Annotated in this window: 23 protein-coding genes; 11 read left to right on the top strand and 12 right to left on the bottom strand. The window is 72.9% G+C overall.

Annotation, left to right across the window (positions count from 1 at the left end):
• Window positions 1-17 precede the first annotated feature (17 nt).
• Together ABH928_RS19960 and ABH928_RS19955 are read left to right on the top strand one after the other, a co-directional pair.
• Window positions 18-161 (top strand): hypothetical protein, encoded by a 144-nt coding sequence (locus ABH928_RS19960; RefSeq protein ID WP_370068345.1) that lies wholly within the window; start codon window positions 18-20, stop codon window positions 159-161.
• Entirely contained in the window at window positions 161-496 is a 336-nt protein-coding gene (locus tag ABH928_RS19955; protein WP_370068265.1) for an ArsR/SmtB family transcription factor, read from the top strand. Before ABH928_RS19960 ends, ABH928_RS19955 begins: the two co-directional genes overlap by 1 nt.
• On the opposite strand, the gene ABH928_RS19950 is transcribed toward ABH928_RS19955, so the two are convergent.
• From ABH928_RS19950 to ABH928_RS19940, 3 genes are all read right to left on the bottom strand, one after another.
• Entirely contained in the window at window positions 493-1,329 is an 837-nt protein-coding gene (locus tag ABH928_RS19950; RefSeq protein ID WP_370068263.1) for an SGNH/GDSL hydrolase family protein, read from the bottom strand. The genes ABH928_RS19955 and ABH928_RS19950 overlap by 4 nt on opposite strands.
• Window positions 1,330-1,408: 79 nt before the next feature.
• The gene (locus ABH928_RS19945) at window positions 1,409-3,763 is read right to left on the bottom strand and encodes an ABC transporter permease (RefSeq protein ID WP_370068261.1); all 2,355 of its coding nucleotides are present in this window, start codon (window positions 3,761-3,763) and stop codon (window positions 1,409-1,411) included.
• A complete protein-coding gene (locus ABH928_RS19940) occupies window positions 3,760-4,530 on the bottom strand; it encodes an ABC transporter ATP-binding protein (RefSeq protein ID WP_370068259.1) in 771 nt (256 codons plus the stop codon). Before ABH928_RS19940 ends, ABH928_RS19945 begins: the two co-directional genes overlap by 4 nt.
• A gap of 278 nt (window positions 4,531-4,808) precedes the next feature.
• Between ABH928_RS19940 and ABH928_RS19935 the strand changes: the two genes are divergently transcribed.
• Both ABH928_RS19935 and ABH928_RS19930 read left to right on the top strand, forming a co-directional pair.
• On the top strand, window positions 4,809-6,275 hold the full coding sequence (locus ABH928_RS19935; protein WP_370068257.1) for a histidine kinase: 1,467 nt from the start codon (window positions 4,809-4,811) through the stop codon (window positions 6,273-6,275).
• The gene (locus ABH928_RS19930) at window positions 6,227-6,880 is read left to right on the top strand and encodes a response regulator (protein WP_370068255.1); all 654 of its coding nucleotides are present in this window, start codon (window positions 6,227-6,229) and stop codon (window positions 6,878-6,880) included. Before ABH928_RS19935 ends, ABH928_RS19930 begins: the two co-directional genes overlap by 49 nt.
• 67 nt (window positions 6,881-6,947) lie before the next feature.
• Here the strand turns inward: ABH928_RS19930 and ABH928_RS19925 are convergent, their stop codons facing one another.
• Both ABH928_RS19925 and ABH928_RS19920 read right to left on the bottom strand, forming a co-directional pair.
• Window positions 6,948-7,376 (bottom strand): OsmC family protein, encoded by a 429-nt coding sequence (locus tag ABH928_RS19925; RefSeq protein WP_370068253.1) that lies wholly within the window; start codon window positions 7,374-7,376, stop codon window positions 6,948-6,950.
• 28 nt (window positions 7,377-7,404) lie between these two features.
• On the bottom strand, window positions 7,405-7,941 hold the full coding sequence (locus ABH928_RS19920; protein WP_370068251.1) for a gamma carbonic anhydrase family protein: 537 nt from the start codon (window positions 7,939-7,941) through the stop codon (window positions 7,405-7,407).
• 111 nt (window positions 7,942-8,052) lie between these two features.
• On the opposite strand from ABH928_RS19920, the gene ABH928_RS19915 reads away from it, so the two are divergent.
• The 3 genes from ABH928_RS19915 (at window position 8,053) to ABH928_RS19905 (ending at window position 9,857) form a co-directional block, all read left to right on the top strand.
• Window positions 8,053-8,490, top strand: coding sequence for a VOC family protein (locus ABH928_RS19915; RefSeq protein ID WP_370068249.1), 438 nt, complete (start codon window positions 8,053-8,055; stop codon window positions 8,488-8,490).
• Between the two features lie 18 nt (window positions 8,491-8,508).
• The gene (locus tag ABH928_RS19910; RefSeq protein ID WP_370068247.1) at window positions 8,509-8,973 is read left to right on the top strand and encodes an SRPBCC family protein; all 465 of its coding nucleotides are present in this window, start codon (window positions 8,509-8,511) and stop codon (window positions 8,971-8,973) included.
• Window positions 8,974-9,083: 110 nt separating this feature from the next.
• Window positions 9,084-9,857: a GntR family transcriptional regulator gene (locus ABH928_RS19905; protein ID WP_370068245.1), complete on the top strand. Its 774-nt coding sequence runs from the start codon at window positions 9,084-9,086 to the stop codon at window positions 9,855-9,857.
• Window positions 9,858-9,921: 64 nt separating this feature from the next.
• Here ABH928_RS19905 and ABH928_RS19900 read toward each other — a convergent pair whose 3' ends face one another.
• Both ABH928_RS19900 and ABH928_RS19895 read right to left on the bottom strand, forming a co-directional pair.
• The gene (locus ABH928_RS19900) at window positions 9,922-11,091 is read right to left on the bottom strand and encodes an ROK family protein (RefSeq protein ID WP_370068341.1); all 1,170 of its coding nucleotides are present in this window, start codon (window positions 11,089-11,091) and stop codon (window positions 9,922-9,924) included.
• Between the two features lie 194 nt (window positions 11,092-11,285).
• The gene (locus ABH928_RS19895; protein WP_370068243.1) at window positions 11,286-12,494 is read right to left on the bottom strand and encodes a type ISP restriction/modification enzyme; all 1,209 of its coding nucleotides are present in this window, start codon (window positions 12,492-12,494) and stop codon (window positions 11,286-11,288) included.
• A gap of 104 nt (window positions 12,495-12,598) precedes the next feature.
• Between ABH928_RS19895 and ABH928_RS19890 the strand changes: the two genes are divergently transcribed.
• Window positions 12,599-13,039, top strand: a complete 441-nt coding sequence (locus ABH928_RS19890) for a GNAT family N-acetyltransferase (RefSeq protein ID WP_370068241.1) — start codon at window positions 12,599-12,601, stop codon at window positions 13,037-13,039.
• A gap of 71 nt (window positions 13,040-13,110) precedes the next feature.
• Window positions 13,111-13,476, top strand: a complete 366-nt coding sequence (locus ABH928_RS19885) for a hypothetical protein (RefSeq protein ID WP_370068239.1) — start codon at window positions 13,111-13,113, stop codon at window positions 13,474-13,476.
• Window positions 13,477-13,484: 8 nt separating this feature from the next.
• Here the strand turns inward: ABH928_RS19885 and ABH928_RS19880 are convergent, their stop codons facing one another.
• From ABH928_RS19880 to bioB, 5 genes are all read right to left on the bottom strand, one after another.
• Window positions 13,485-16,055 carry an ABC transporter permease gene (locus tag ABH928_RS19880; protein WP_370068237.1) on the bottom strand — a complete coding sequence of 857 codons (2,571 nt, stop codon included), beginning with the start codon at window positions 16,053-16,055 and terminating at the stop codon, window positions 13,485-13,487.
• Between the two features lie 16 nt (window positions 16,056-16,071).
• Window positions 16,072-16,869: an ABC transporter ATP-binding protein gene (locus ABH928_RS19875; RefSeq protein WP_370068235.1), complete on the bottom strand. Its 798-nt coding sequence runs from the start codon at window positions 16,867-16,869 to the stop codon at window positions 16,072-16,074.
• Window positions 16,870-17,028: 159 nt separating this feature from the next.
• Complete coding sequence (gene bioD / locus ABH928_RS19870; RefSeq protein WP_370068233.1) at window positions 17,029-17,748, bottom strand: dethiobiotin synthase; 720 nt, start codon at window positions 17,746-17,748, stop codon at window positions 17,029-17,031.
• A gap of 194 nt (window positions 17,749-17,942) precedes the next feature.
• Window positions 17,943-19,274, bottom strand: coding sequence for an adenosylmethionine--8-amino-7-oxononanoate transaminase (locus ABH928_RS19865; RefSeq protein ID WP_370068231.1), 1,332 nt, complete (start codon window positions 19,272-19,274; stop codon window positions 17,943-17,945).
• Complete coding sequence (gene bioB / locus ABH928_RS19860; RefSeq protein ID WP_370068229.1) at window positions 19,274-20,338, bottom strand: biotin synthase BioB; 1,065 nt, start codon at window positions 20,336-20,338, stop codon at window positions 19,274-19,276. Before bioB ends, ABH928_RS19865 begins: the two co-directional genes overlap by 1 nt.
• A gap of 252 nt (window positions 20,339-20,590) precedes the next feature.
• On the opposite strand from bioB, the gene ABH928_RS19855 reads away from it, so the two are divergent.
• Together ABH928_RS19855 and ABH928_RS19850 are read left to right on the top strand one after the other, a co-directional pair.
• Window positions 20,591-21,391: a hypothetical protein gene (locus ABH928_RS19855; protein ID WP_370068227.1), complete on the top strand. Its 801-nt coding sequence runs from the start codon at window positions 20,591-20,593 to the stop codon at window positions 21,389-21,391.
• A gap of 123 nt (window positions 21,392-21,514) precedes the next feature.
• Window positions 21,515-22,684 carry an 8-amino-7-oxononanoate synthase gene (locus ABH928_RS19850; protein WP_370068225.1) on the top strand — a complete coding sequence of 390 codons (1,170 nt, stop codon included), beginning with the start codon at window positions 21,515-21,517 and terminating at the stop codon, window positions 22,682-22,684.
• Window positions 22,685-22,717 lie beyond the last annotated feature (33 nt).

Here is a 22,717-nt window from a genome sequence, read left to right as displayed (position 1 = left end):
TCCTAGGGTCACGGGCCATGGCGAGTACGGACACTGCGCTCAAAGAAGCGATGCTGACGGGGGCGGGACTCTTCCTCTACCTGGCGCTCGACCGGCAGCGGGCCAACCAGGTGATGGCCCGGCGACGGTTGCTGGTGATCGAACAGGGACTGGAAGTGTGATGGCGGCGCCGCCGCTCTACCAGGTCAAGGCCGAGTTCTTCCGCCTCCTGGGCCATCCCGTCCGGATCAGGGTGCTGGAACTTCTGCGTGGCGGTCCGTGTCCGGTCCGCGATCTGCTCGCGGACCTGCAGATCGAACCGTCCAACCTCTCCCAGCAGTTGGCGGTGCTGCGCCGCTCCGGGATCATCGTGTCGGTCCGCGACGGGTCGACCGTCAGCTACAGGCTGGCCGGTTCCGACGTCGCCGACCTGCTGGCCGCCGCACGCCGCGTCCTCACCGAGGTGCTGGCCGACCGTGACCACCTGCTCGACCAGCTCCGGCAGGCCGAGCGTTAGTCCGGGAAGGCGTCCAGCGTCGGACGCTTGGCGGGGCGGTTGTCGCCGCTGGACCTGCCGGTGAGGCGGCGGCCGATCCACGGCAGCACGTGGGTGCGGATCCAGCGGAGGTCGTCGCCGAGCTTGGTGAGCCGGGGGACCGGGGGAGCCGGTGGCAGCGGCTCGCGCCAGTCGAAGGACGGCTCGAAGCCGAGCGCCTGCAGCACCGCCTCGGCGACCCGGCGGTGGCCCTCGGCGGAGAAGTGCAGGCGGTCCTCGGCCCACATCCGCGGGTCGTCGAAGGCCGGGACGTGGAACAGGTCGACCACGGCGATGTTCTCGTGGCGGTTGGCGAACTGCCGGACGAATCCCTGCAGTCGCAGGATCTGCGGCATCAGCCGGGCACTGCCACGCATCCGGCGGCTGGGGTCGACGCTGTAGAACATCACGACCTGCCGCGCCTCGGCCGCGATCCGCGCGGCCAGCGCGCCGAGCGTGCGCTCCACGTGGTCGATGTCGCAGCCGGGCCGCATCACGTCGTTGAGGCCCCCGGCGAGGGTGACCAGCTCACCGCCGAGCGCGACGGCGGCGTCGCCCTGCTCGTCGGCGATCTGGCCGATCAGCTTGCCGCGCACCGCCAGGTTCGCGTAGCGGAAGCGGTCGCCGTCGGGCTCGCCGTCGCCGTCGCCCTTGCTGTCCGCCTGGCCGTCGAGCTCGGCGGCCAGGCGCTCCGCGACACGGTCCGCCCAGCCGCGGTACTGGCCGTCCGGCAGCACGTCGTCGGACATGCCTTCGGTGAAGGAGTCGCCGATGGCGACCATGCTGCGGAAGCGGGGACCCGAAACCTGGTTCATAGTGCAACGATTCTAGGGTCCGGATCCCCACGCCGGGGTACTGCCCCGACGACAACAGCCCCGACGACAACGGCCCCGATCACTCCGTGCGCAGCGCCGTGGCCGTCCGGGTGCGGGCCGCCCAGGTCGCGGGGGCCAGCGCGCCGAGCGCGGCGAGCACCAGGCCGCCGAGGAGCAGCGGGATCAGCTCGGGCGCGTGGTAGACCGCCAGGTCGACGCCCGGGACGTCGGTCCCCGCCGCGCGCGCCATCGCCGGGAGGACCGCGTCGTGCAGCGCGATGCCGATCGGCACACCGACCAGCCCGGCCGCCAGGCCGCTGACGCTGACCGAGGTCAGCACCATCGCCACGGTCTGCTGCGGGGCCATGCCCAGGGACTTGAGCACGCCCAGGTCGTGCACCCGCTCCCGGGTGTCCAGCAGCACGGTGTTGAGCACGCCCAGTCCGGCCACCGCCACCAGCATCAAGGTGAGCAGCAGGGCGAGGGTGTCCATGGACAGCACCACCACGCTCGGCGGCTCCTGGTTCGGGATGGCGGCCATGCCGTAGGGAGCCAGCGCCCGGCTGAGTGCGTCGGCGTAGGACGCCTGGTCGGTGCCCGGCTTGAGGGCGATGTCGAACTGGGTCATCCCGGCGAGGTAGTCGAGGTCGAGCGGGGCCAGCGAGGAGCGGTCGGTCAGCAGCTCGTCGTGGAGGGAGAGCACCTCGCCCACGATGCGGACCCGCGCGGTGCGACCGCCCTCGGCCAGGGTGACGGTGTCGCCGACGCGGACGCCGTTGGCGCTCAGGAAGCTGGACGGCGCGACCGCTTCGCCCGGCGCCTGGAACCAGCTGCCGGAGACCAGTTGGAGCTCGCCGAAGGACGAGTCGCCCTGGTAGGCGACCACCTGCGCCTGGCCCGTGTGCCCGGCCAGGTCCAGGCGGTCGGTCGTGGTGCTGAACCAGGCGCCGGTGCCGGGCTGGGCGCTGATCAGGGCGGCGGCCCGGGTCAGGCCGGCGGCGGTGACCACCTTGGGCTTGGAACCCGGCGCCGGGATGCCCGGCAGGATGATCACGGCACCCGCGTTGTCCTGGCTGATGCCCTGCTGGACGCCGTCCAGCGAGATGCCCAGCCCGACGCCGAAGGTGACCCCGACCGTGCCCAGCGTCACCGCCGCCGCGACCGTCAGGGCCCGGCCGGGACGGGCGAACGGCCTGCCGAGGCCCAGGCTCAGCGCGCGCGGCAGCGGCCAGCGGGCCAGCACCTGCTGCACGGCCCGGCCGGTGGTCCCGGTCTGTGCGCCGCGTCCGACGGTCAGCGCCTCGACCGTGCTCAGCCGTCCGGCACGCAGGGCGGGGACAAGCGCCGTGCCGGCGACGGCGGCCAGTGTCCCGAGCGGGACCACCAGGTCGAGCCAGACCGGGATGCCCGTGGAGACGCTGTTCAGCGCCTTGTCGGTGACACCCATCAACGGGATCGCCAGCGCGTTTCCGAACAGCACGCCGAGCACCGCGCCGACACCGGCCGGGATCAGCGCCGTGCCCAGATAGGCGCGCACCACCTGCGCCGGGGTGAAGCCCAGTGATTTGAGGATGCCGATCCGCCGACGCCCGGCGGCCACCGCGCCGCTGACCACGACGCCGATGACCAGCACCGACATGCAGAGTCCGAGCACGCCGAAGGCCACCAGGAACGGCACGAAGGTGGCTGACGTCTTGTCGGCCGACTGCCGCGCGTCGAGGTAGGAGTCGGCTGCGGTCACCGCGCCCGCCGGGAGCGCGGCGGCGACGGCGGCGCGGTCGGCGTCGAGCTGCGTGGCGCTGCCCGCGTCCGCGAAGCGGTAGAGCATCTGCTGGTCCGGCACGGTGCCGTGGGCGGTCAAGGCGGGGATCTCGGCGGGGGAGACCCAGCCGTCGGCGCTGCCGGTCACCGAGGCGGCCAGGCCGACGACGGTCAGGCTCGGGTGTCCGGGCAGACCGGGAAAGGCCATGCGATCACCCAGGGTCAGCGGCGAGTTGCCGTCCGGCAGCACGACCTGGCCGGGACCGGTGAGCCAGTGCCCTTCCGTGACCCGGAGGTCGTCCAGCGGCCCGTCGATCGGGCGGCCGACCAAGGTGGTCGCCGGCAGCGGGTCACCGGCCGGGAGGAACGCGTCGGAGCCCACGGTCGGGTGCAGCGTGACCGCCGGGTAGGGCCCGGCCGTGGCGGTGACGCCCTGCACGTGGGCGGTGGCGGCGAGTTGGGCGGCGTCGACCTCGGTCCCGTCGAAGCGGAGGGCGAGGTGTGCGCCGTGCTGTGCGCCGAAGGCGCGGTCGAACGGCCCGCGTGAGGCGAGCAGCAGACCGGCGGCCAACAGGCAGGCGGTCACCGCCGTCATCGTGGTCAGCACCATGACCAGGGTCTGCACCCGCTTGCGGCCGACGCCGGAGCGGACGACCCCTCCCAAGGCGCTCATGCCGTCACCGCCGACGAGCTCTGCCGCGTGACGTCCTGCCCCGTGACGTCCTGCTGTGTGCCGTCCTCTGGCTGCAGACCCGTGCGCTCGTCCCGCACCAGACGGCCGTCGGCCAACTCGACGATCCGTTCGGCGCAGGAGGCGGCGAGAGAGGTGTCGTGGGTGACCAGGACGATCGTCTGGCCCTCGGCGTGGAGCGCCCGGAGCAGCTCGCGGACGTCGGCGGCCGAGGCGGTGTCCAGCGCGCCCGTCGGCTCGTCGGCCAGCAGCAACGCCGGCCGGTTCATCAACGCCCGTGCCACTGCCACGCGTTGGCGCTCGCCACCGGAGAGCCCGCCGGGCCACGAGCGAGAGAGCCGGTCGATCCCGAGCCGTTCCAGCAGCTCCGTCGCTCGCGCGCGGGCCTGCGCGCGGCGCATCCCGGCCAGCTGGGCCGGCAGCAGGACGTTGTCCAGCACGGTGAGGTCGTCGAGCAGGTTGAAGAACTGGAAGACCATCCCGACCTTCTCCCGCCGGAACGCCGCCAACGCTGCCTCGCTCAGGCCGGCAAGGCTCATGCCGTCGACAGTCACGCTGCCCGAGCTCGGCCGGTCCAGGCCCGCGACCAGGTTGAGCAGCGTCGACTTGCCGCTGCCCGAGCGCCCGAGGACGGCGACCGCCTCACCAGGGGCGATCTCCAGGTCCAGGGCGTCGAGCGCCGGCCGGGCGGTGCCGGTCGGGTCGTAGGTCTTGGTCACGTCGCGGACGGCGACGATCGGCACGGACACGGTTCCTCCGGTGGTTCTCTGCTTGCGTGACGTTGATTGCGCGATGCGCGATGTTGCTCGCGTGACGTTGATTGCGTGACGCCGGAACGAGGACGAGGCTAGGAATCCGGGCGGGACCGTCGACATACGGTTGAGCGGTGGAGCGGGGGTGTACCCAGGTACACCTGATCTTGGGTGGCTGCGCCCGGCGCGGCCCGGTGCGACGTCGGCGCAGACTTGGCGGGACGCCCGAGCCGGGAGCCGGGCGCGCACCGACGAGACCAGCACCGGAGGCCCCCGTGAGTCCGCCCGCACCGCCCGCCGCCGACACCCGGCTGTGGCGCACCCTGCTCGCGCCGCTCCGCGCGGCGTACCTGGTCGCGCTGACGCTGGCCGGCGGGGCCGCGGTGGCGGCTGCTCCGCTGCTCGTGCTCAACGCGTCGGGCCACGCGCAGACGGACGTGCTCGGCGACCACCTGCACCTGTGGCTCGGCCTGCTGATCACGGCGGTCCCGTGCGTGATCTGGGGGTTCAGCTGGGCGACCGGGGGCGGCGGCCGGGCCGCCGGTGCGGTCCTGCTGCTCCCCGGGGTGCTGACCGTCTCGGCGGTCACCTGCTACGACGGCGGCCCGCCCGGCGGGCACCACGGCGTGGTGTGGGTCGCGGTCCTGCTGCTGCCGCTCGGGATCCTCTCCTCACGGTGGGTCGCGTCGGAGCACCGGAGACTGGTCGCGCACTGGAGCGGCACGCGGATCGCCTCCCCCTACCGGGAGTTCCCCGACGGGGCGTCACCCGTCGAGCGCTGGCGCGGGCGGCTTCTCGGCTGGCTCGGCGATCCGGCCTCCTGGCGCGACCTGGCCTGGGTGGTGCTGAGCGCGGCGCTCGTCCTCGCCGGAGGCGTCGTGCTGATCGTGGCGCCGCTGCTGCTCAACCACCTCGGGCCGAACGGCCGGTTCACCGCCAAGCCCGTCGTGCTCTTCGGAGTCGAGCTGTGGCTCGCGCCGTTGCTGGCGCTCTGGGGGGCACCGGTGCTGCTGCGCCTGCACGACCACGCCGCGCGGACGCTGCTCGGCCCGACCCGGCAGCGGGAACTCGTCCAGCGGGTGGACCATCTGTCCCGGACCCGGGCCGACAGCATCGACCACGGTGCGGCCGAACTGCGCCGGATCGAACGCGACCTGCACGACGGCGCGCAGGCCCGGCTGGTCGCGCTCGGCATGGCGCTCAACGCGGCCGAGCAACTCTTCGACGACAACCCGGAGGCGGCGCGGGCGATGCTGGCGGAGGCCCGGTCCAGCTCCGCGCGGGCGCTCGGGGAGCTGCGGGACCTGGTCCGCGGCATCCACCCGCCGGTCCTGGCCGACCGGGGCCTCGCGGACGCCGTCGAGGCGCTGGCCTTCGACCTGCCGCTGCCCGTGGAGGTGACCGGCGGGCTGCCGGGGCGGGTCCCGGTCGCCGTGGAGTCCGCCGCCTACTTCGCCGTCAGCGAGCTCCTCGCCAACGTCACCAAGCACGCCGAGGCGCGGCGGACCTGGGTGGAGATCGGCCATACTGGCGACGTGCTGCGGATCTCCGTCACCGACGACGGCCGCGGCGGCGTCGACCCCTCCCAGGGCACCGGCCTGCGGGGCGTCGAGCGCCGACTCGCCGCCTTCGACGGCCTGCTCGCGGTGAGCAGCCCGGCGGGCGGCCCGACCATCGCCAGCCTGGAGATCCCGTGCGCGTTGCTCTCGCCGAAGACCTCTTCCTCCTCCGCGACGGCCTGACCCGGCTGCTGGAAGCGCACGGGATCGAGGTCACCGCGGCCGTCGAGAGTGGCGAGGAGCTGCTGGACGCGCTCCGGGCGGACCGTCCCGACCTGGCCGTGGTCGATGTGCGGCTGCCGCCGACCTTCACCGACGAGGGCCTGCGCGCCGCACTGACAGCCCGTCAGGAGCTGCCCGGGCTGCCGGTCCTGGTCCTGTCGCAGTACGTCGAGCCGCTCTACGCACGGGAGTTGCTGGCGGACGGCAGCGGTGCGATCGGCTACCTGCTCAAGGACCGGGTGATGGACGGCAACCAGTTCCTGGACGCGGTCCGACGCGTCGCCGCGGGCGGCACGGCGATGGACCCGGAGGTGATCAGCCGCCTGCTCACGCACAACTCCTCCGCCGGGCCGGTCGCCTTGCTCAGCCCGCGCGAGCGGGAGGTGCTCTCGCTGATGGCGGAGGGCCGCTCGAACGCCGCGATCGCCCAGCACATGGTGATCACCGAGCGGTCCGTCGCCAAGCACACGGCGTCCATCTTCGTCCGGCTCGACCTGCAGCCCTCGGACGACGACAACCGCCGTGTGCTGGCCGTCCTCGCCTACCTCAACGGCAGCCGGAGCTGAGCCGATCCCGAACGGCACGGCTTCCGGTCGGCGCTGCTCGCGAACGGCGCTGCTCCTGAGCGGCCCGTCAGTCCTCGGCGATCGTCGAGGTGACCGGGGTACCGGTTTCGACGGTGCGGCTCACGGTGCAGAACCGGTCGTGCGAGGACTTCACGGCGCGCGGCAGGATCGCGCGGGCGCGGTCGCCCGCCTCGCCCTCGGGGAAGCTGACGTGGAAGGTGACCGCGAGGTTCGTCATCCGCTGGCCCAGCTCGTCGCTGATCCGGTCGCCGCTCACCGTCACGGTGAAGCCGTCCGGCTCGGTGTGGCGGCTGGTGGCGACGTCCGCGTCGATCGCCGTGCAGCCGCCGATCGCGGCGAGCAGCAGCTCCACCGGGGAGAACTCGGTGGTCCCGGAGGAACCGAAGCTGATGGTGCCGCCGCGCGGGTTGGTCGCGGTGTAGTGGCCCGAACTGGTGCGTTCGATGCTGACGGAGCGGTGGGTGTCGTCGGTCATGCCGACGACACTAAGTGATGCCGCCCGTCTACGCGCCGATGCCGCGGTGCTGCTCGGCGAGGGCGACGTACCACTCGGCGTTCAGCTTGATGTGCGCGCGCTCCTCGTCGGTGAGCGGGCGGCGCACCTTTGCCGGGACGCCGGCGACCATGGAGCCCGGCGGGACCTGCATCCCCTGCGTCACCAGCGCCCCGGCCGCGACCAGCGAACCCGCCCCGACGACCGCGCCGTTGAGGACGGTCGCGCCCATCCCGATCAGGCAGTCGTCCTCGACCGTGCAGCCGTGCAGCACGGCGTTGTGGCCGACCGAGACCCGCTCGCCAAGCACGGCGGGGAAGCCGGGGTCGGCGTGCACGGTGCAGTTGTCCTGGACGTTGCTGTCCGCGCCGACGGTGATCGACTCGTTGTCGGCGCGCAGCACCGCGCCGTACCAGACGCCGGAGCCGGGGGCGAGCGTCACGTCGCCCAGCACGGTCGCGTTGACGGCCAGGAAGGCCTCGTCGCTGACCTTGGGCGTCCGCTCGCCGACGGCGGCGACCAAGGGGAGGCGCTGGGGCTGGGTCATCTGGAGCTCCTTGCGAGGAATCGGTGCTGCTGCTGGTCGCGTCGTGCCGGATCCGATCCTGCCGGATGTCGCACCCGGCCCGATCGCCGACCCCGTCCTAGCCTGACCCGTATGAGCCTTCCCGCCCGGATCAGCATCGTCACGCTCGGCGTCTCCGACCTGGAGCGCAGCATCGAGTTCTACCAGGACCTCGGCTGGCCGCTGTCCTCCGCCTCGCAGGAGGGGGTGATCGCGTGGTTCCGCACCGCGGACTCGGTGCTGGGCCTCTTCCCGACCGAGGAGCTCGCCGCCGACGCGGGGGTCCCCGACGGTGGTGAGCCGACCTTCCGCGGGGTGACCCTCGCGCAGAACCTCGGCAGCCGCGAGGAGGTGGACGCCGCCATGGCGCATGCGCTCGCCGTCGGCGCGGACCTGGTCAAGGCCCCGGTCGCGATGGAGTGGGGCGGCTACAGCGGCTACTTCGCCGATCCGGACGGCCACCTGTGGGAGCTCTGCCACAACCCGGGCTTCCCGCTGACCCCGGAGGGGCGCCTCGACCTGCCGGTCTGACGGTCCGACACTGGGCGCATGGCCGCGCCCCTGCACCGCTACCGCTTCCTCTCCGTCTGGGACCTCGCCGCTCCGCCGCACCGTGTCTACCAGGTGCTCGCCGATCCGCGCGGCTATCCCGTCTGGTGGCCGGAGATACTCGAGGTCCGGCAGTTGACCGAGACCAGCGGGCGGATGCGCTTCCGCTCCTTGCTGCCGTACGAGTTGAGCGTCGTGGCGCACGAGGCGCGACAGGACCCGGCCGCCGGGGTGCTGGAGGCCCGGCTGACCGGCGACCTGGAAGGCCTCACCCGCTGGACGGTGACCAGCCGTGGCGACGGCGCGAGCGTCGCCGTCTTCCACGAGGACGTCGAGGTCACCAAGCCGCTGATGCGTGCCCTCGCCGTGCCGGGACGTCCGGCGTTCCGCGTCAACCACGCCTGGATGATGCGCAACGGACGCAAGGGACTGGGCCACTATCTGGGCCTCGACCATTGGTCTTGACCAATGCCCTGGGGGCCCCTATCGTCGGCTTTACTGCAAAGTCCTTTAATAAATAAGGGCTCATAATCGCGGTCCTGCGAACAGGGCGGCGCTCACGGGCGGAGGCCAGGGTGGGGACCACAGCGACCGAGGCGGCACCGGAGCCGAAGTACTGGCACCTGCGCACGGTGCTGGTCCGGACGATCGACGCCGAGTTCAGCACCGGTGAGGTGCTGCCGAACGAGCGTGACCTCGCCGCCCGCTTCGGCGTCGCCCGGGCCACCCTGCGCCAGGCCCTGGACCAGCTCGAGCTGGAGGGCCGCCTGGTCCGCCGCCGCGGCATCGGCACGCTGATCGCCGCGCCGCGGATCGGCGTCCCGGTCGGCCAGTCGACCGTCCCGGGCGTGTCTGCCGGCGTCGGCACGTCGGTCGGCCCTGACGCGTCAGTCGGTCCGGACACCTGGCGGATCGTCGACTGCGGTGTCGGCCCGGCGCCGACGGCGGTCGCCCAGGCGCTCGGCCTGGAGCCCGGCTCGGCCGTGCACAGCGTCCGCCGCGTGCGGGTGACGGCCGGTCAGGCCGTGGGTACCGAGACGCTGTTCGTGCCCGGAACGGTCATGCCGCACGTCCCCGGCTTCCTGGCCGACTCCAGCCGTGCGCGTGCGGTGCTCAAGCAGTTCCAGGCGCTGCCCGTCGAGAGCGAGTCCCGTTCGGTCGAGCTCGGCGTGGCGGAGGAGGAGCCCGCCCGGCTGCTGGAGCGCCCGCCGGGCGTCCCGGTCCTGGTGCTGACGACGCGTTACTTCTCGGCGGAGGGCCCGCTTGCGGTCTCCGTCTCCACCTACCGTGCCGACACGTGCAAGCTGACCTTCGGCGAGGCCGGGGTCGAGGTGCGCGCGGCGTCCTGACGGGCGTTCCTGCGCGCTCCGGTCCGTTGCCGCTGCTCGTTCCTGGTACCGCTGTTCGTTCCGGTCACTGATCGACGGAGAAGAGCTGGGCCTCGGCGTGGTCGAGGGCCAGCTTCACCGCGCCGATCGCGATGGCCGCGTCGCCGAGTGCCGAGAGCTGCACCTCGGGCGGGCGCAGACAGAGGCGGCTGAGCTGTTCGTGCAGCGGTTCCACGACGCCCGCCAGGCCGCTCGCCCACCCGCCGACGACCACGATCTGCGGGTCGATCGCCAGTACCAGCGCGGCGACGTCGCGCACCAGCCGGGCCAGGAAGCGGTCGCGCACGTCCATCGCCGTGTGGTCGCCCTCCTGGGCCAGCCGCAGCACCTGCGCTACGGCGGCCTCGTCGAGCGGGTCGTGGAGGCGCTTGCCCGAGGGGGAGAGCAGCTGGGACGGCTCCGCCTCCTGCCCGAGCAGGTGCAGCGAGCCGATCTCTCCCGCCGCGCCGCCGAAGCCGCGGTGCAGGCGTCCGCCGATCAGTGATCCGGCGCCCGGGCTGAGCCCGGCCAGGACGAAGACCACGTCGCTCCTGCCGACCGCCGCGCCCTTCCAGTGCTCGCCGATGGCGGCCAGGTTGGCGTCGTTCTCGACCAGGACCGGACAGCGGAACGAACGGCGCAGTCGGTTGGCCAGGTCGAGCCCGGTCCAGCCGGGCAGCGCGGTGCCGAGCTGGACCACGCCCTCGGAGTCGACCACGCCGGGTGTGCCGACACCGACGGCCCAGATCGTGTCGCGCGAGATGCCGCCGCGCCGCAGCAGTTCGGCGACGGTCCCGCGGACCAGCGTCAGGCGCTCGTCGGCCTCGGTGGTCTCGTCGATCGGCCGCCCGTACGCGCCGAGGGTCCGTCCGCGCAGGTCGGAGATGATGGCGCGGGCGCCGTGGGTGCCGATCTCGACGCCGAGCAGGTGACCGGCCTCGGCGCGGAAGCGGAAGTGCCGTGCGGGACGGCCGCGCTGACGCACGCCCTCGGTACCGGGCCTGCCTGCGCCGGCCGCCGTGGCCGGGTCCACCTCGACGACGAGGCCGGACTCGATCAGACCCTCGATCACGCCCTCGACAGTGGGGCGGGACAGTCCGGTCCCGCCGACCAGCTGGGTCAGCGTCAGCACCTGGCCGTCGCGGAGGGCACGCAGCGTCACCGCGGAGTTGATCCGCCGCAGCAGCGAGGAGTCACCACCGGTGAGCTGGTCCACCACGCTCCGTCCTTCCGCTGCAGTTTTCGCCGGTGTTCCGCCGCCGTCGCTCGGTAGCCGCAACGGTGAGCGGATTCATGGCGGATGGTATCCGGGGCGCGCCGACGGGTGCGAGCGTCGTTGCAGCTCAATCGGGGCTTCGGTATCAAACGGCAATCATCGCGTCCGGTGCGGACACCCGGTGGGACGCGTCCTCACAGCAGCGCGTACTGGCCCTCCGGTCCTTCCTCCTGACAGGTGAAGACGGACGCCGGTCGGCGGGCTGCGGCGGGGACCGGCAGCACGCCCGCGTCCGCCAGTTCGGCGCGGCTCAGCCAGGGGCCGCCGGAGGCGACGAGTTCCTGTTGCGCGGGCAGCAGCTCGGCGAGGAGGGCGAGCGTGGTCGTCAGCTCCAGCAGCTCCGTGGTGGCCCGCTGCGGCCAGACCGTCAGGCCGAGGGCCTGCAGCGTGCCGGTGGCGGCGGAACGGAAGGCGATCCGCTCCTCGAACCACTCGCCGAGGGCCGGCGAGGCCCAGGCGCTCGGCAGCACGGGCGCCAGGCGGCCCTCGCCGAGCATCAGGGTCTCGGTCTCCGGCTCGTAGCCGAGCGTCTCCGGCTGCCGGTCGACGGGCTGGCGCACGAACGCCCTCCGGCCGTCCGGGAGTCGGCGGCCGGTGGGCGCTGCGCTGTGCAGCTCCAGCACGCGGTGCCCGAGCGCCACGCCCTCGGCCCAGACGGCGGCGGAGCGGGGGAGCGGCACCAGGGGCTCGCCTCCGCTGCGCGGCGCGGCGGGCCGAGCGGTGACGGCGGTGATCCACGCCAGCAGGTCTGCCGGGGTGAGGGGCGCGGTGGCGCGGAAGACGTGCGACAGGTGGGCGAGCAGCCCGGGAGTGACGTTCGGCTCCGACCCGTCCGGACGCCGGTGGAGCGGATGCACCGTCACGCGGGGGTCGATCGGCAGCTCGGTGCTGACGACGGTGGTCGGTGAATCAGGTGCTGCGGGCGCGGGCTGCTGTGGTGGCAGCGTGAGCATGAAGCGCTGGTCGGGGCCGAGGACCCGCCAGAGTTCCGGGCGTGCCCGGTCCAGCAGGCGGTGGTCGGCGAGGAGCCAGAGTCGGTCGAAGGCCCGGCTGCGCACCCTGACCAGCGGCGGCCTTGGGCCCGGCTCTCGGGAGAGTCGGCGGGTGCTGCCGCCCTGTCCTGCCTGTCCGGGCAGCGCGGCGACGGCGGAGTCGGGGGTGCGCGAGCGGGACGGTTCGAACAACTCGGCGCGCCGCTGCGGTCCCGCCTCGACCAGCCGTCGCCAGCGCTCCTCCAGCACCTCGGGATCGGCGCAGAGGACCCAGGACCGGCCCGTCCTGATCCCGCGGACGGACCACGGCATCAGCTCGGACAGCGCGGTGTCCCCTCCCCTTTCCGTCACCCGACCATCGTAGTGACCGCCCGTCGGGAGGGGGATGGACGACGGCACGTCTCAGCCCTCGAAACTCCCGGCGGCGCGCGCGGGCCACTTGTTTGGCTGGGCGCATGAGCGAACTGAGCATCCGCGCCGCGCGCGTCAACGACGTCGGCGCCGTCCTGGACTTCTGGCGACTGGCCGCCGAGGGCACGAGCATCAGCGACGACGTGGCGGGCGTGAAGCGCCTGGTCGAGCGCGACCCGGACGCGCTCATCCTGGCCGAACTGCCCGCGCAGGCGGGCGATCCGGCGCGGCTGGTCGGTACGGTCATCGCCGGCTGGGACGGCTGGCGGGCCAGCCTCTACCGGCTCGCGGTCCATCCCGACCACCGGCGTCAGGGCGTCTCCGGGCTGTTGCTGGAGGCTGCGCACGACCGCTTCCGCGCGGTCGGCGGTCGTCGTGCGGACGCGATGGTGCTGGAGGTCAACGGCACCGGCCAAGCCGCCTGGGCCGCCGCCGGATACCACCGCGAGGACCAGTGGCGTCGCTGGGTCAGGCCGCTCGGCTGAGGCCGGGCCGTACCCGTCGCAGTTGAGCGACCGTCGGCCCGATTGTCAGAGGCCGGGCGTAGTGTCGCCGTATGGTCGCTCAACTGCCGCGTGGTCATCCAGAACTGAACAGAGCACCCGAACGTGCCGTTCCCGCCGACACCTTTGAGCCCGCCGACACCTTCGAGCCTTCGGAGCCCGAGGCCGAGCTCGCGCCCGAGCTCGCCGCGCCCGCTGGGCTCTCCGAGTTGCGGGCGGTCGCGGCCTCGCTGCTGGCCCGGATGATGGACCTGCGCGAGCGCGACCAGCCGCTGCCCGAGGCGTTGTTCCGCGCGGCCGAGCGGTTCCAGCCCCTGCTCGACGGTGTGGATCCGGCAGGCCAGGACGAGCTCGACGAGCTGTGGGAGTCGGCCCTGGCGCTGCCGGGGCTGCTGCGGAAGTCCGGCGACAGGGCCTGACGCCAGATCTACTCGTGCGCGATGGCGTCGAGGACGTTGAGCCGCGAGGCGCGTAGCGCGGGGCCCAGGGCGGCCAGCAGGCCGACCACGGCGGCGCCGATCACCACGGCGATCACGGTGGACCACGGGATCGACAGCGACTGCAGCCCCTTCACCGCCAGCAGCCGCTGCGCGGTCAGCCCCCAGACCAGCCCGAGGCCCAGTCCGAGAACGGCCCCGAACAGCGCGATGACGACGGCCTCCAGCCGTACCATCCGCCGCAGTTGGCGGCGGCCCAGCCCGATCGCGCGCAGCAGCCCGATCTCGCGGGTGCGCTCGATCACCGACAGGGCCAGCGTGTTGACCACGCCCAGGACGGCGATGATGATTGCCAGCGCCAGCAGGCCGTAGATCAGCTGCAGCAGGAAGTCGATCTGGCCCCGGATCAGCTTCTTGTAGTCGGTCTGGTCGCGCACCTGCACCTGCGGGTCCTTGGCCAGCGCGGTGGTCAGAGCGCTCTTGACCTGCTCCTTGTTCGCCCCGGGAGCCACGTTGACGAAGACCACGTCGTCCAGCGCGCCCGGCACGTAGCTGCGCAGCGTCTGCGTGGCGACGACCGGTTCGTCGCCCAGACCGCCCGGGTTGGTGTCGGTGACGTCGATCGCGCCGACCGTCAGCGTGCCGGTCCGTCCGCTCTGGAACAGGATCGTCACCGGGCTGCCGACGTGCAGGCTGTGCGCGTCGGCGTAGTTGGAGCCCACCATGACCCGGCCGGGCTCGGTGCCCCGGGCGATGGTGCCGGTGCGCATCTGGATGCGCACCACCTTGTCCAGGCCGGGCGTGGTGCCGACCACCAGCGTCCGGCTCTGCGTACCGTTCGCCGCGACCAGCGCGCCTCGCGTCGCCTGGCCGCGCACGACCAACCCCACGCCGTGCGTGGCCTGGACGGTGTCGCCGACCTCGTTGGGGAACGGCAGCCCGTTGGCGTTCTGCACGATCAGGTCCGCGCCGATGGTCTTGTCGATCTGCGCGTCGATCGAGGCCGCCATCGACGAGCCGACCACCGACAGCGAGGCGACCAGCGCCAGCCCGATCATCAGCGCGGAGGCGGTGGCGCTGGTCCGCCGCGGATTGCGCAGCGCGTTGCGCTGGCTCAGCGTCCCCACCGGACCGAAGACGCGCGGGAACCAGCCGCCGACCAGCCGGATCACCGGCCGGGCCAGCAGCGGCCCGATCACCACCAGCCCGATCAGGCTGAGCAGCACCCCGGCCCCGAGCAGCAGCCCGGCGCGCCCCAGGTCCCGCGTCACGGCGGCGCCGCCCAGCGCCGCCGCCGAGAGCGCCAGCACCACCAGCCCCGCCGCCGCGCGTATCCGCAGCGGCGCGCCACGGCCGGGGGTGTCCGCCTCACGCAGCGCGGCCATCGGCGAGACCTTCGACGCACGCCGCGCCGGCAGGTAGGCGGAGACCGCGGTCACCACGATTCCCACCGTGTACGCGGCGACCACGGTCGGCCAACGGACCGCCAGCTCGCTGCCCTTGAGCACCAGCCCGCCGGTGGCCACCAGCTTGATCAGCCCGAGCGCCAGCCCGACGCCCAGAGCCAGCCCGACCGTGGAGCCGATCACGCCGAGCAGCACCGCCTCCACCATGACCGACCGGTTGACCTGCTCCCGGCTCGCGCCCAGCGCGCGCATCAGCCCCAGCTCCCGGGTGCGCTGCGCGACCAGCATCGAGAAGGTGTTGAGGATCAGCGAGATGCCCACCAGCACGGCGATCCCGGCGAAGCCGAGCAGCGCGTCCTTGATGACCGAGAGGAAGGTGCCGAGCGTCTGCGCGGCGTCCTTGGCGCTCTGCTCGGCCGTCTTCACGTCGTAGGCCTTGCCGACCACGGCCGCGACCCGGTCGGCCAGCTGCTGGTGGGTGAGGCCCTGGGCGGCGACCGCGTCCACGGAGGTGAACACGCCCGTCTGGCCCAGCAGATGGCTCTGGGCGGTGGCCGTGTCCAGGAAGACCAGCGTCGCACCGGGGTTGGTGGTGTTGAAGGTGGCGATCCCGGTCAGCGTGACCGGGAAGCTGCCGGTCGCGGAGATCACGTGGAGCCGCTCGCCCAGCAGCAGATGGTGCTTGGCGACGGTGTCGGAGTCGACCACGACCTGGGTGCCGTTCGCCGGCGGCGAGCCGGAGGTCAGGTCGACGGGGGAGTTGGGCTCCAGGCTCCAGTTGATCCCGATGGTCGGCGCGCCGCCGATCGCGCCGATGCTCTTGTTCCGCGCGTCCGTGAGCACGATCCCGGCGAGCTGCACCCGCCCGTAGGAGGAGGCCACCCCGGGCACGTGCGCGACCGTGCCGACGAGGGACGCCGGGACCGTCGGCACGGTGCCGGAGAGGCTCTGGTCGTTGCGGCCCACCAGGTCGTTGTGCGCGGTCACCGAGACGTCCGCCGAGGTGCTGCGGAAGAGCCGGTCGAAGGTACTGCCGATGGTGTCGGTGAACATCAGCGTCCCGGCGACGAAGGCCACCGAGAGCACCACCGCGAGCAGGGACAGGGCCAGCCGACCCTTGTGGGCGAGAAAGCCGCGCAGCGTCGCCTTGAGCATCGGTCCCAGGGCTCCTCTACTCGGCGCGCGTGGTCGCGGGCCGGGGATCGAGACGACGCATCCGCTCCAGCACGCTGTCGGCCGTCGGACGCTCCAGCCGGTCGACGATCCGGCCGTCGGCCAGAAAGAGGACCAGGTCGGCGTAGGACGCGGCGTTCGGGTCGTGGGTGACCATCACGACCGTCTGCCGCAGCTCGTCGACGCTGCGCCGCAGGAAGCCGAGCACCTCGGCGCCGGAGCGGGAGTCCAGATTGCCGGTGGGCTCGTCCGCGAAGATCAGCGCGGGCCGTCCGACCAGCGCCCGCGCCACCGCGACGCGCTGCTGCTGCCCGCCGGACAGCTCGTGCGGCCGATGACCCAGCCGGTCGCCCAGCCCCAGGGTCTCGACCACCTGGGCCAGCCAGGCGGCGTCCGGCCTGCGGCCCGCGATGTCGCCGGGCAGGGTGATGTTCTCCTCGGCGGTGAGCGTGGGCAGCAGGTTGAACGCCTGGAAGACGAAGCCGACCCGGTCCCGCCGGAGCCGGGTCAGCTGCCGGTCCCCGAGCCGGGTCAGTTCGGTGTCACCGATCCAGACCTCGCCCGAGGTCGCCTGGTCCAGCCCGGCCAGGCAGTGCATCAACGTCGACTTGCCGGAGCCGGACGGCCCCATGATCGCGGTGAACCGCCCGGCGTCGATCGCGACGTCGACGGCGTCCAACGCGAGAACGGTGGTGTCTCCGCTCCCGTAGGCCTTGCTCAGCCCCACCGCCCGGGCGGCGGGACCGGACGCGTGCTGAGACGCGTGCTGTGACGCGTTCTGTGGCGTGCCAGCCATGACTCCGTGCTCCGACTCCCCCGGCCGACCCCTCCGAACTCGCTGAACAGCATGGATCGGCGTCCGGAACGAGCCTATGACCGACACTCCGGGACGGCATCCGCCACAGGACTGAGCCGGACCCTGAGTGATCCCCCGAGTGATCCCCGGAGCCCTCCCTTAGGTGAGCTCCCACGCCCCGCCGAGCACCGGCGCGAGCGAGGCGCGCGCGACCCCGAGGAAGCTCTCGTGGTCGACCTCCGGCCCGGCGCAGCGCTCCGGCAGCGCGCCGAGCAGCGGGGCGTCCGCGACCAGCGGCAGGTCGGCCAGGTTGCACCGCATCGCCAGGTCCGGCTCGGCCGGCCAGCCGCCGATGACGAGCCCGTGCAGCGGGATCGAACGGGTGCGCAGCGCCTCGGCGCTCAGCTCGGTGAGGTTGAGTGTGCCGAGCCCGGCGGTCACCACGAGCAGCACCTCGGCCTGCAGGCCGAGGCCCGTCAGCGCGGCGGGAACGTCCGCGAGCGAGGAACCCTCCGCGTCGAACCGCACCAGCAGGCCGCCCGCACCCTCGACCAGCACCAGGTCGTGCGTCTCGGCGAGCCGGGCCACCTCCTTGGCGATCTGCTCCGTCGTCACGGGCGGCAGGCCGCTGCGCGCGGCGGCGGTCCCGGGCGCGAGCGGCTCGGGGTAGCGACCCAGCTCGCTCACGGTCACCGGCCCGGCCAGCCGCAGCACCTCGTCCACGTCCCCCGGCTCGCCCGGCGCGACGCCGGTCTGTGCGGGCTTCACCACCGCGACGCGCCGCGACGCGTCACGCGCGAGCGCCGCGACCGCTGCGGTGGTGACGGTCTTTCCGATCTCGGTGTTGGTGCCGGTGACGAGGAGGATCTGGCAGGTCATGGTGCGTGAGTTGCTTTCGGTCAGAGGGTCGGTCGGTTGGATCGACGCGAAGGCGGAGTTGCAGCTTCCTCAGGGGCGCGACGAACTGCGCGAGAAGCGCGTTGTCGCGAGAACCACGTGTGTACGGACGGCCCTGCGCGTTCGGTGCTCCACCTGCGTGGGTGGCTTGTAGCGCAGTTCCCCGCCTGCACTGCTTATGCGGCTTCCGCCGCCGCGCGGACGCCCGCGCAGAGGGTGGCGAGGTCGGCGTCTCCGCAGACATACGGCGGCATCGTGTAGACGAGGTCCCGGAACGGCCGAAGCCACACCCCCTCCGCCGCAGCGGCCCGCGTCGCCGCCGCGACATCGACCTCGTGGTCGAGCTGCACCACGCCGATCGCGCCCAGCACCCGCACGTCCCGGACGCCGGGAAGCGCGGCCGCAGGCGCCAGTCCCTCCCGCAGGCCGGACTCGATCCGCTTGACCTCCTGCCGCCAGTCCTGCGAGAGCAGCAGTTCGATCGACGCGTTGGCCACCGCCGTCGCCAGCGGATTGCCCATGAACGTCGGGCCGTGCGCCAGCACGGGCACGTCACCCCGGCTGATCCCCTCCGCCACCCGCGTCGTGCACAGCGACGCGGCCAGCGTCAGGTATCCGCCGGTCAGCGCCTTGCCGACGCACATGACGTCGGGGGAGACGCCCGCGTGGTCCGCCGCGAAGAGTTCGCCGGTGCGGCCGAAGCCCGTGGCGATCTCGTCGAAGACGAGCAGGACGTCGTGCGCGTCGCACAGCTCCCGCAGCACCCGCAGGTACGCGGGGGAGTGGAACCGCATGCCGCCCGCACCCTGGACCACGGGTTCGACGATCACGGCTGCGGCCTCCGCCGCATGACGGGCCATCAGCTCGTCCAGATGGGCCACGTACGCCGGGTCGACGGGGGCGTCGAACCCGGACGGCGGGGCCTCGGCGAAGATCTGGCGCGGCAGGACGCCGGTCCAGAGCTCGTGCATGCCGCCCTCGGGGTCGCAGACCGACATCGGGTGGAAGGTGTCGCCGTGGTAGCCGCCGCGCCAGGTCAGCAGCCGGTGCTTCTCCGGGCGGCCCTGCGAACGCCAGTACTGCAGGCACATCTTGGCTGCGACCTCGACCGAGACCGAGCCCGAGTCCGCCAGGAACACGTGCTGCAGCGGCTCGGGCGTCAGCTCGACCAGCGTGGTCGCCAGCCGGACGGCGGGCTCGTGGGTGAGCCCGCCGAACATCACGTGGCTCATCCGGCCGAGCTGGTCGCGGACGGCCGCGTCCAGCACCGGGTGGCCGTAGCCGTGGATCGCCGACCACCACGACGACATGCCGTCGATCAGCTCGTCGTGGCCCTCGACCGGCCGGGCCATCCGCAGCCGCACGCCGCTCGCGGACGCGACCGGGTAGGGCTCGGCCGCGCCCGGCATGGCCCCGTAGGGGTGCCAGACATGGGCGCGGTCGAGCTCGAGCAGCCGGTCGACGTCCAGCGGGACGCGCGTGCCGGCGCCAGGTTCGGACGTGCTCATCAGGCGTTGGGCGGCAGGTCCGTGCCGGCGCCGCGACGGCGGACGGCCACGTCGGCGTGCTCGCGGTCGCGCGGCAGCGTCGCCTCGTCCTGGCCCTCGACGACCCAGCCGCCGTCGGAGAGCATCTCGAGGTCGGCTTGGCCGGCCTGGCCCTCGCTGGTCAGGTAGTCGCCCAGGAAGATCGAGTTGGCCAGGTTCAGGGCCAGCGGCTGCAGCGAGCGCAGGTGCACCTCACGGCCGCCCGCGATGCGGACCTCCTTGTCCGGGAAGACGAACCGGACCATCGCCAGGATGCGCAGGCAGCGCTGCGGCGTGAGGTTCCACTCCTTGGCCAGCGGCGTGCCCTCGAAGGGGATCAGGAAGTTCACCGGAACCGAGTCCGAGTCCAGGTCGCGCAGCGCGTAGACGACGTCGACCAGGTCCGCGTCGCTCTCGCCCATGCCCGCGATCAGGCCAGAGCAGGCGGACAGACCGGCGGCCTGCGCCTTCTGCACGGTGTCGACCCGGTCGGAGAAGTCGTGGGTGGAGCAGATGTCCTCGTAGGTGCCCTCGGACGTGTTCAGGTTGTGGTTGTACGCGTGGACACCGGCGTCGCGCAGCCGCTCGGCCTGGCCGTCGGAGAGGAGGCCGAGGCAGGCGCAGATCTCGACCTGCTCGTTCTCCTCCTTGATCGCCGCGATGGTGTCGGCGACCCGGTCCACGTCCTTGTCCGTCGGGCCGCGACCGCTGGCCACCAGGCAGACGCGCTTGGCGCCGCCCGCCACACCGGCCTTGGCCGCGGCGGCGGCGTCACCCGGCTTGAGCCAGGTGTACTTGAGGATCTCGGCCTTCGAGCCCAGCCGCTGGGAGCAGTAGGAGCAGTCCTCGGGGCAGAGTCCGCTCTTGAGGTTCACCAGGTAGTTGAGCTTCACCCGGCGGCCGAAGAAGGCCCGGCGGACGCGACCGGCCGCGGCGACGACGTCGAGCAGTTCGTCGTCGGTGGTGGCGAGCACGGCCAGGGCCTCCTCGCGAGTGGGCAGTTCGCGGCTGAGCGCCTTGGTGACAAGAGAGTCGAGCAGATCCATGAAGGTGATCCTGCCCTGCGGTGATCTGCTGCCGCCAGTACGGAACCGGATAGAACATCTCACACAACGCTGGCCGTGTTGTCACAGATCAACCAACTCGGACCCGACTCGTCCGATTCTCGGCACGATGTGAAGGGATTCGGTTCGATGAGTGAGCGCGACGCGAAAGCCTGTCCGTGGCCTGTGAATTCGGTGTCTCTGCTGATCACCCGGCTGGTTCGCACGGGAGTGTGACCCCCTACACTCTCTCGCATGACGACCAGGGGAGAGTCGACCGCCGACCCTCGGGAACCGGAACCGCAGCCCGCGGACGCCCCCGTGCACGCCCCTGCGCATGCCCCAGCGCATGCCGCCGGGCACCGGCCGCGCCGCGGCTCGCGCAGGGCGGCGCTGATCGGGCTGCTGGTCGTGTCGGCGGGCATAGCGACCTGGGCGGAGGTCCACTACACGGGCGCCTCCTCGGCCGCCGCGGGGACCGGGTCCACCGAGATCTCCCAGGACAGCGTCGGCGGCGTCGCCGTGCCGGGTGACACCAGCGGCGCAGCCGCTGCGCAGGGCGACCTGCCGGACGCCTCGACCATCGCCCCGGCCACGGTGAACGTGCCCGAGAGCGCCACCAACGTCAACGCCTACCAGGAGACCCGCTACGCGCTGGACAGCGCGGCGTCCTGCCTGGGCGTCATGGCTCCCACCGTGCCGAACGCCGTCGTCACCTCGTGTGAGGGCTATCTCACAGCGGACTACCTGAGCGCGGACCACTCGGTGTTGTCGCAGGTCACCCTCTTCACCTTCGCGGACGCGGAGACGGCGCGCCAGGCGGAGTCCGCGCTCGACAGCGCGTCGTCGGTGTCGATGCGTCAACCCGGCAACGCCGTTCCGGGGGTGACGGCGCCGACGACCGCAGCGCAGTGGAAGGTCGCCCAAGTCGGGCGTTTTGTCACGGTTGTCCACTCCGCCTACGCGGCGCAGACGACCGGCGCCACCGCCGATCTGGTCACCCCGACCTGGTACCTGACCGCGCAGACCGGCGACGCGGTCATGTGGGACGACTGAGCGGTCTCGGCACCTCTCTTATGCACCCCGGTTACGCGCGGGTGTGGTGGTCGCGGCTGTGGTGAGCAATGTCGCAACGGCTTCGAGTTGTCCCGTGCGGCGCGCTCCTGACAGGGTCGCCCCATGACCCTCGCCACCGCTGACCCCTTCGCGTGGATCGACGCCGCCGCCGCGACCCGGCAGCGGGCCGGTCTGGTGCGCACGCTGCGACCGCGCCCCGCGGACAGCGGCCTGCTCGACCTGGCGAGCAACGACTATCTGGGCCTCACCCTCGACCCCCGGGTCACCGACGCCGCGGCCGAGGCAGCCCGGCGCTGGGGTGGCGGCGCGACCGGTTCCCGGCTGGTGACCGGGACGACCGAGCTGCACGCCGAGCTGGAGCGCGAACTCGCCGAGTTCTGCGGCGCGGAGGCGGCGCTCGTCTTCTCCTCCGGCTACACCGCCAACCTGGCCGCGCTCACCGCGCTGACCGGCCCGGAGGCGCTGATCGTCTCCGATGCGCTCAACCACGCGTCGCTGATCGACGGTTGCCGCCTCTCCCGCGCCCGGATCGCCCGTGCCGCGCACAAGGACCCGGGTGCGTTCCGCGCCGAGCTGGCCGCCCGGAGCGAGGCCCGGGCGATCGCGGTCAGCGACTCCGTCTTCTCCGTCGACGGCGACGCCGCGCCGCTGGCCGAGCTGGCCGCCGCCTGCCGCGACCACGGCGCGGCACTGGTGATCGACGACGCGCACGGCCTGGGCGTCCTCGGCCCGGGCGGCTCCGGGGCCACCGCGGCCGCGGGTCTGGCGGGCGCGCCGGACGTGGTGACCACGGTGACCCTTTCCAAGTCGCTGGCCTCGCAGGGCGGCGCGGTGCTCGGTCCGCGCCGGGTGATCGAGCACCTGGTCCAGGCCGCGCGGACCTTCATCTTCGACACCGGTCTCGCCCCGGCCGCCGCCGGTGCCGCGCTCGGCGCGCTGCGCGTGCTCCGCTCCGAGCCCGAACGCGCCGACCGGGCCCGGCAGGTGGCACACCTGCTGGCCGACGCCCTGCGCGCCGAGGGATTCGAGTCCAGCGAGCCGGACGCGGCCGTGGTCTCGGTCCGCGCCCCCTCCCCGGAGGCGGCTGTGGCCTGGGCCGCCGAGGTGCGCGCACTCGGCCTCGGCGTCGGCTGCTTCCGCCCGCCGTCCGTGCCCGACCGCTTCTCGCGGCTGCGGCTGACGGCCCGCGCGGATCTGACGGATGATCAAATCACCTGGGCTGTCTCGCTTCTGGCCGGCACCGCCCCGGACGGCGCCCGCCGGGACCGGTGACGGACCCTGCCGCCATGGGCTCCGGTCGTGATG

This window comes from Streptacidiphilus sp. MAP5-3 (assembly GCF_041262505.1).
GTDB lineage: Bacteria > Actinomycetota > Actinomycetes > Streptomycetales > Streptomycetaceae > Streptacidiphilus.
This window is presented reverse-complemented; position numbering and strand designations above follow the sequence as displayed.

What these genes read in the sequence shown, in the direction of transcription:
- ABH928_RS19960 (WP_370068345.1), top strand. Translation starts at nt 18, where the DNA reads ATGGCGAGTACGGACACTGCGCTCAAAGAAGCGATGCTGACGGGGGCG.
- ABH928_RS19955 (WP_370068265.1), top strand. Translation starts at nt 161, where the DNA reads ATGGCGGCGCCGCCGCTCTACCAGGTCAAGGCCGAGTTCTTCCGCCTC.
- ABH928_RS19950 (WP_370068263.1), bottom strand. Translation starts at nt 1,329, where the DNA reads ATGAACCAGGTTTCGGGTCCCCGCTTCCGCAGCATGGTCGCCATCGGC.
- ABH928_RS19945 (WP_370068261.1), bottom strand. Translation starts at nt 3,763, where the DNA reads ATGAGCGCCTTGGGAGGGGTCGTCCGCTCCGGCGTCGGCCGCAAGCGG.
- ABH928_RS19925 (WP_370068253.1), bottom strand. Translation starts at nt 7,376, where the DNA reads ATGACCGACGACACCCACCGCTCCGTCAGCATCGAACGCACCAGTTCG.
- ABH928_RS19920 (WP_370068251.1), bottom strand. Translation starts at nt 7,941, where the DNA reads ATGACCCAGCCCCAGCGCCTCCCCTTGGTCGCCGCCGTCGGCGAGCGG.
- ABH928_RS19915 (WP_370068249.1), top strand. Translation starts at nt 8,053, where the DNA reads ATGAGCCTTCCCGCCCGGATCAGCATCGTCACGCTCGGCGTCTCCGAC.
- ABH928_RS19910 (WP_370068247.1), top strand. Translation starts at nt 8,509, where the DNA reads ATGGCCGCGCCCCTGCACCGCTACCGCTTCCTCTCCGTCTGGGACCTC.
- ABH928_RS19890 (WP_370068241.1), top strand. Translation starts at nt 12,599, where the DNA reads ATGAGCGAACTGAGCATCCGCGCCGCGCGCGTCAACGACGTCGGCGCC.
- ABH928_RS19885 (WP_370068239.1), top strand. Translation starts at nt 13,111, where the DNA reads ATGGTCGCTCAACTGCCGCGTGGTCATCCAGAACTGAACAGAGCACCC.
- ABH928_RS19880 (WP_370068237.1), bottom strand. Translation starts at nt 16,055, where the DNA reads ATGCTCAAGGCGACGCTGCGCGGCTTTCTCGCCCACAAGGGTCGGCTG.
- ABH928_RS19875 (WP_370068235.1), bottom strand. Translation starts at nt 16,869, where the DNA reads ATGGCTGGCACGCCACAGAACGCGTCACAGCACGCGTCTCAGCACGCG.
- bioD (WP_370068233.1), bottom strand. Translation starts at nt 17,748, where the DNA reads ATGACCTGCCAGATCCTCCTCGTCACCGGCACCAACACCGAGATCGGA.
- ABH928_RS19865 (WP_370068231.1), bottom strand. Translation starts at nt 19,274, where the DNA reads ATGAGCACGTCCGAACCTGGCGCCGGCACGCGCGTCCCGCTGGACGTC.
- bioB (WP_370068229.1), bottom strand. Translation starts at nt 20,338, where the DNA reads ATGGATCTGCTCGACTCTCTTGTCACCAAGGCGCTCAGCCGCGAACTG.
- ABH928_RS19855 (WP_370068227.1), top strand. Translation starts at nt 20,591, where the DNA reads ATGACGACCAGGGGAGAGTCGACCGCCGACCCTCGGGAACCGGAACCG.
- ABH928_RS19850 (WP_370068225.1), top strand. Translation starts at nt 21,515, where the DNA reads ATGACCCTCGCCACCGCTGACCCCTTCGCGTGGATCGACGCCGCCGCC.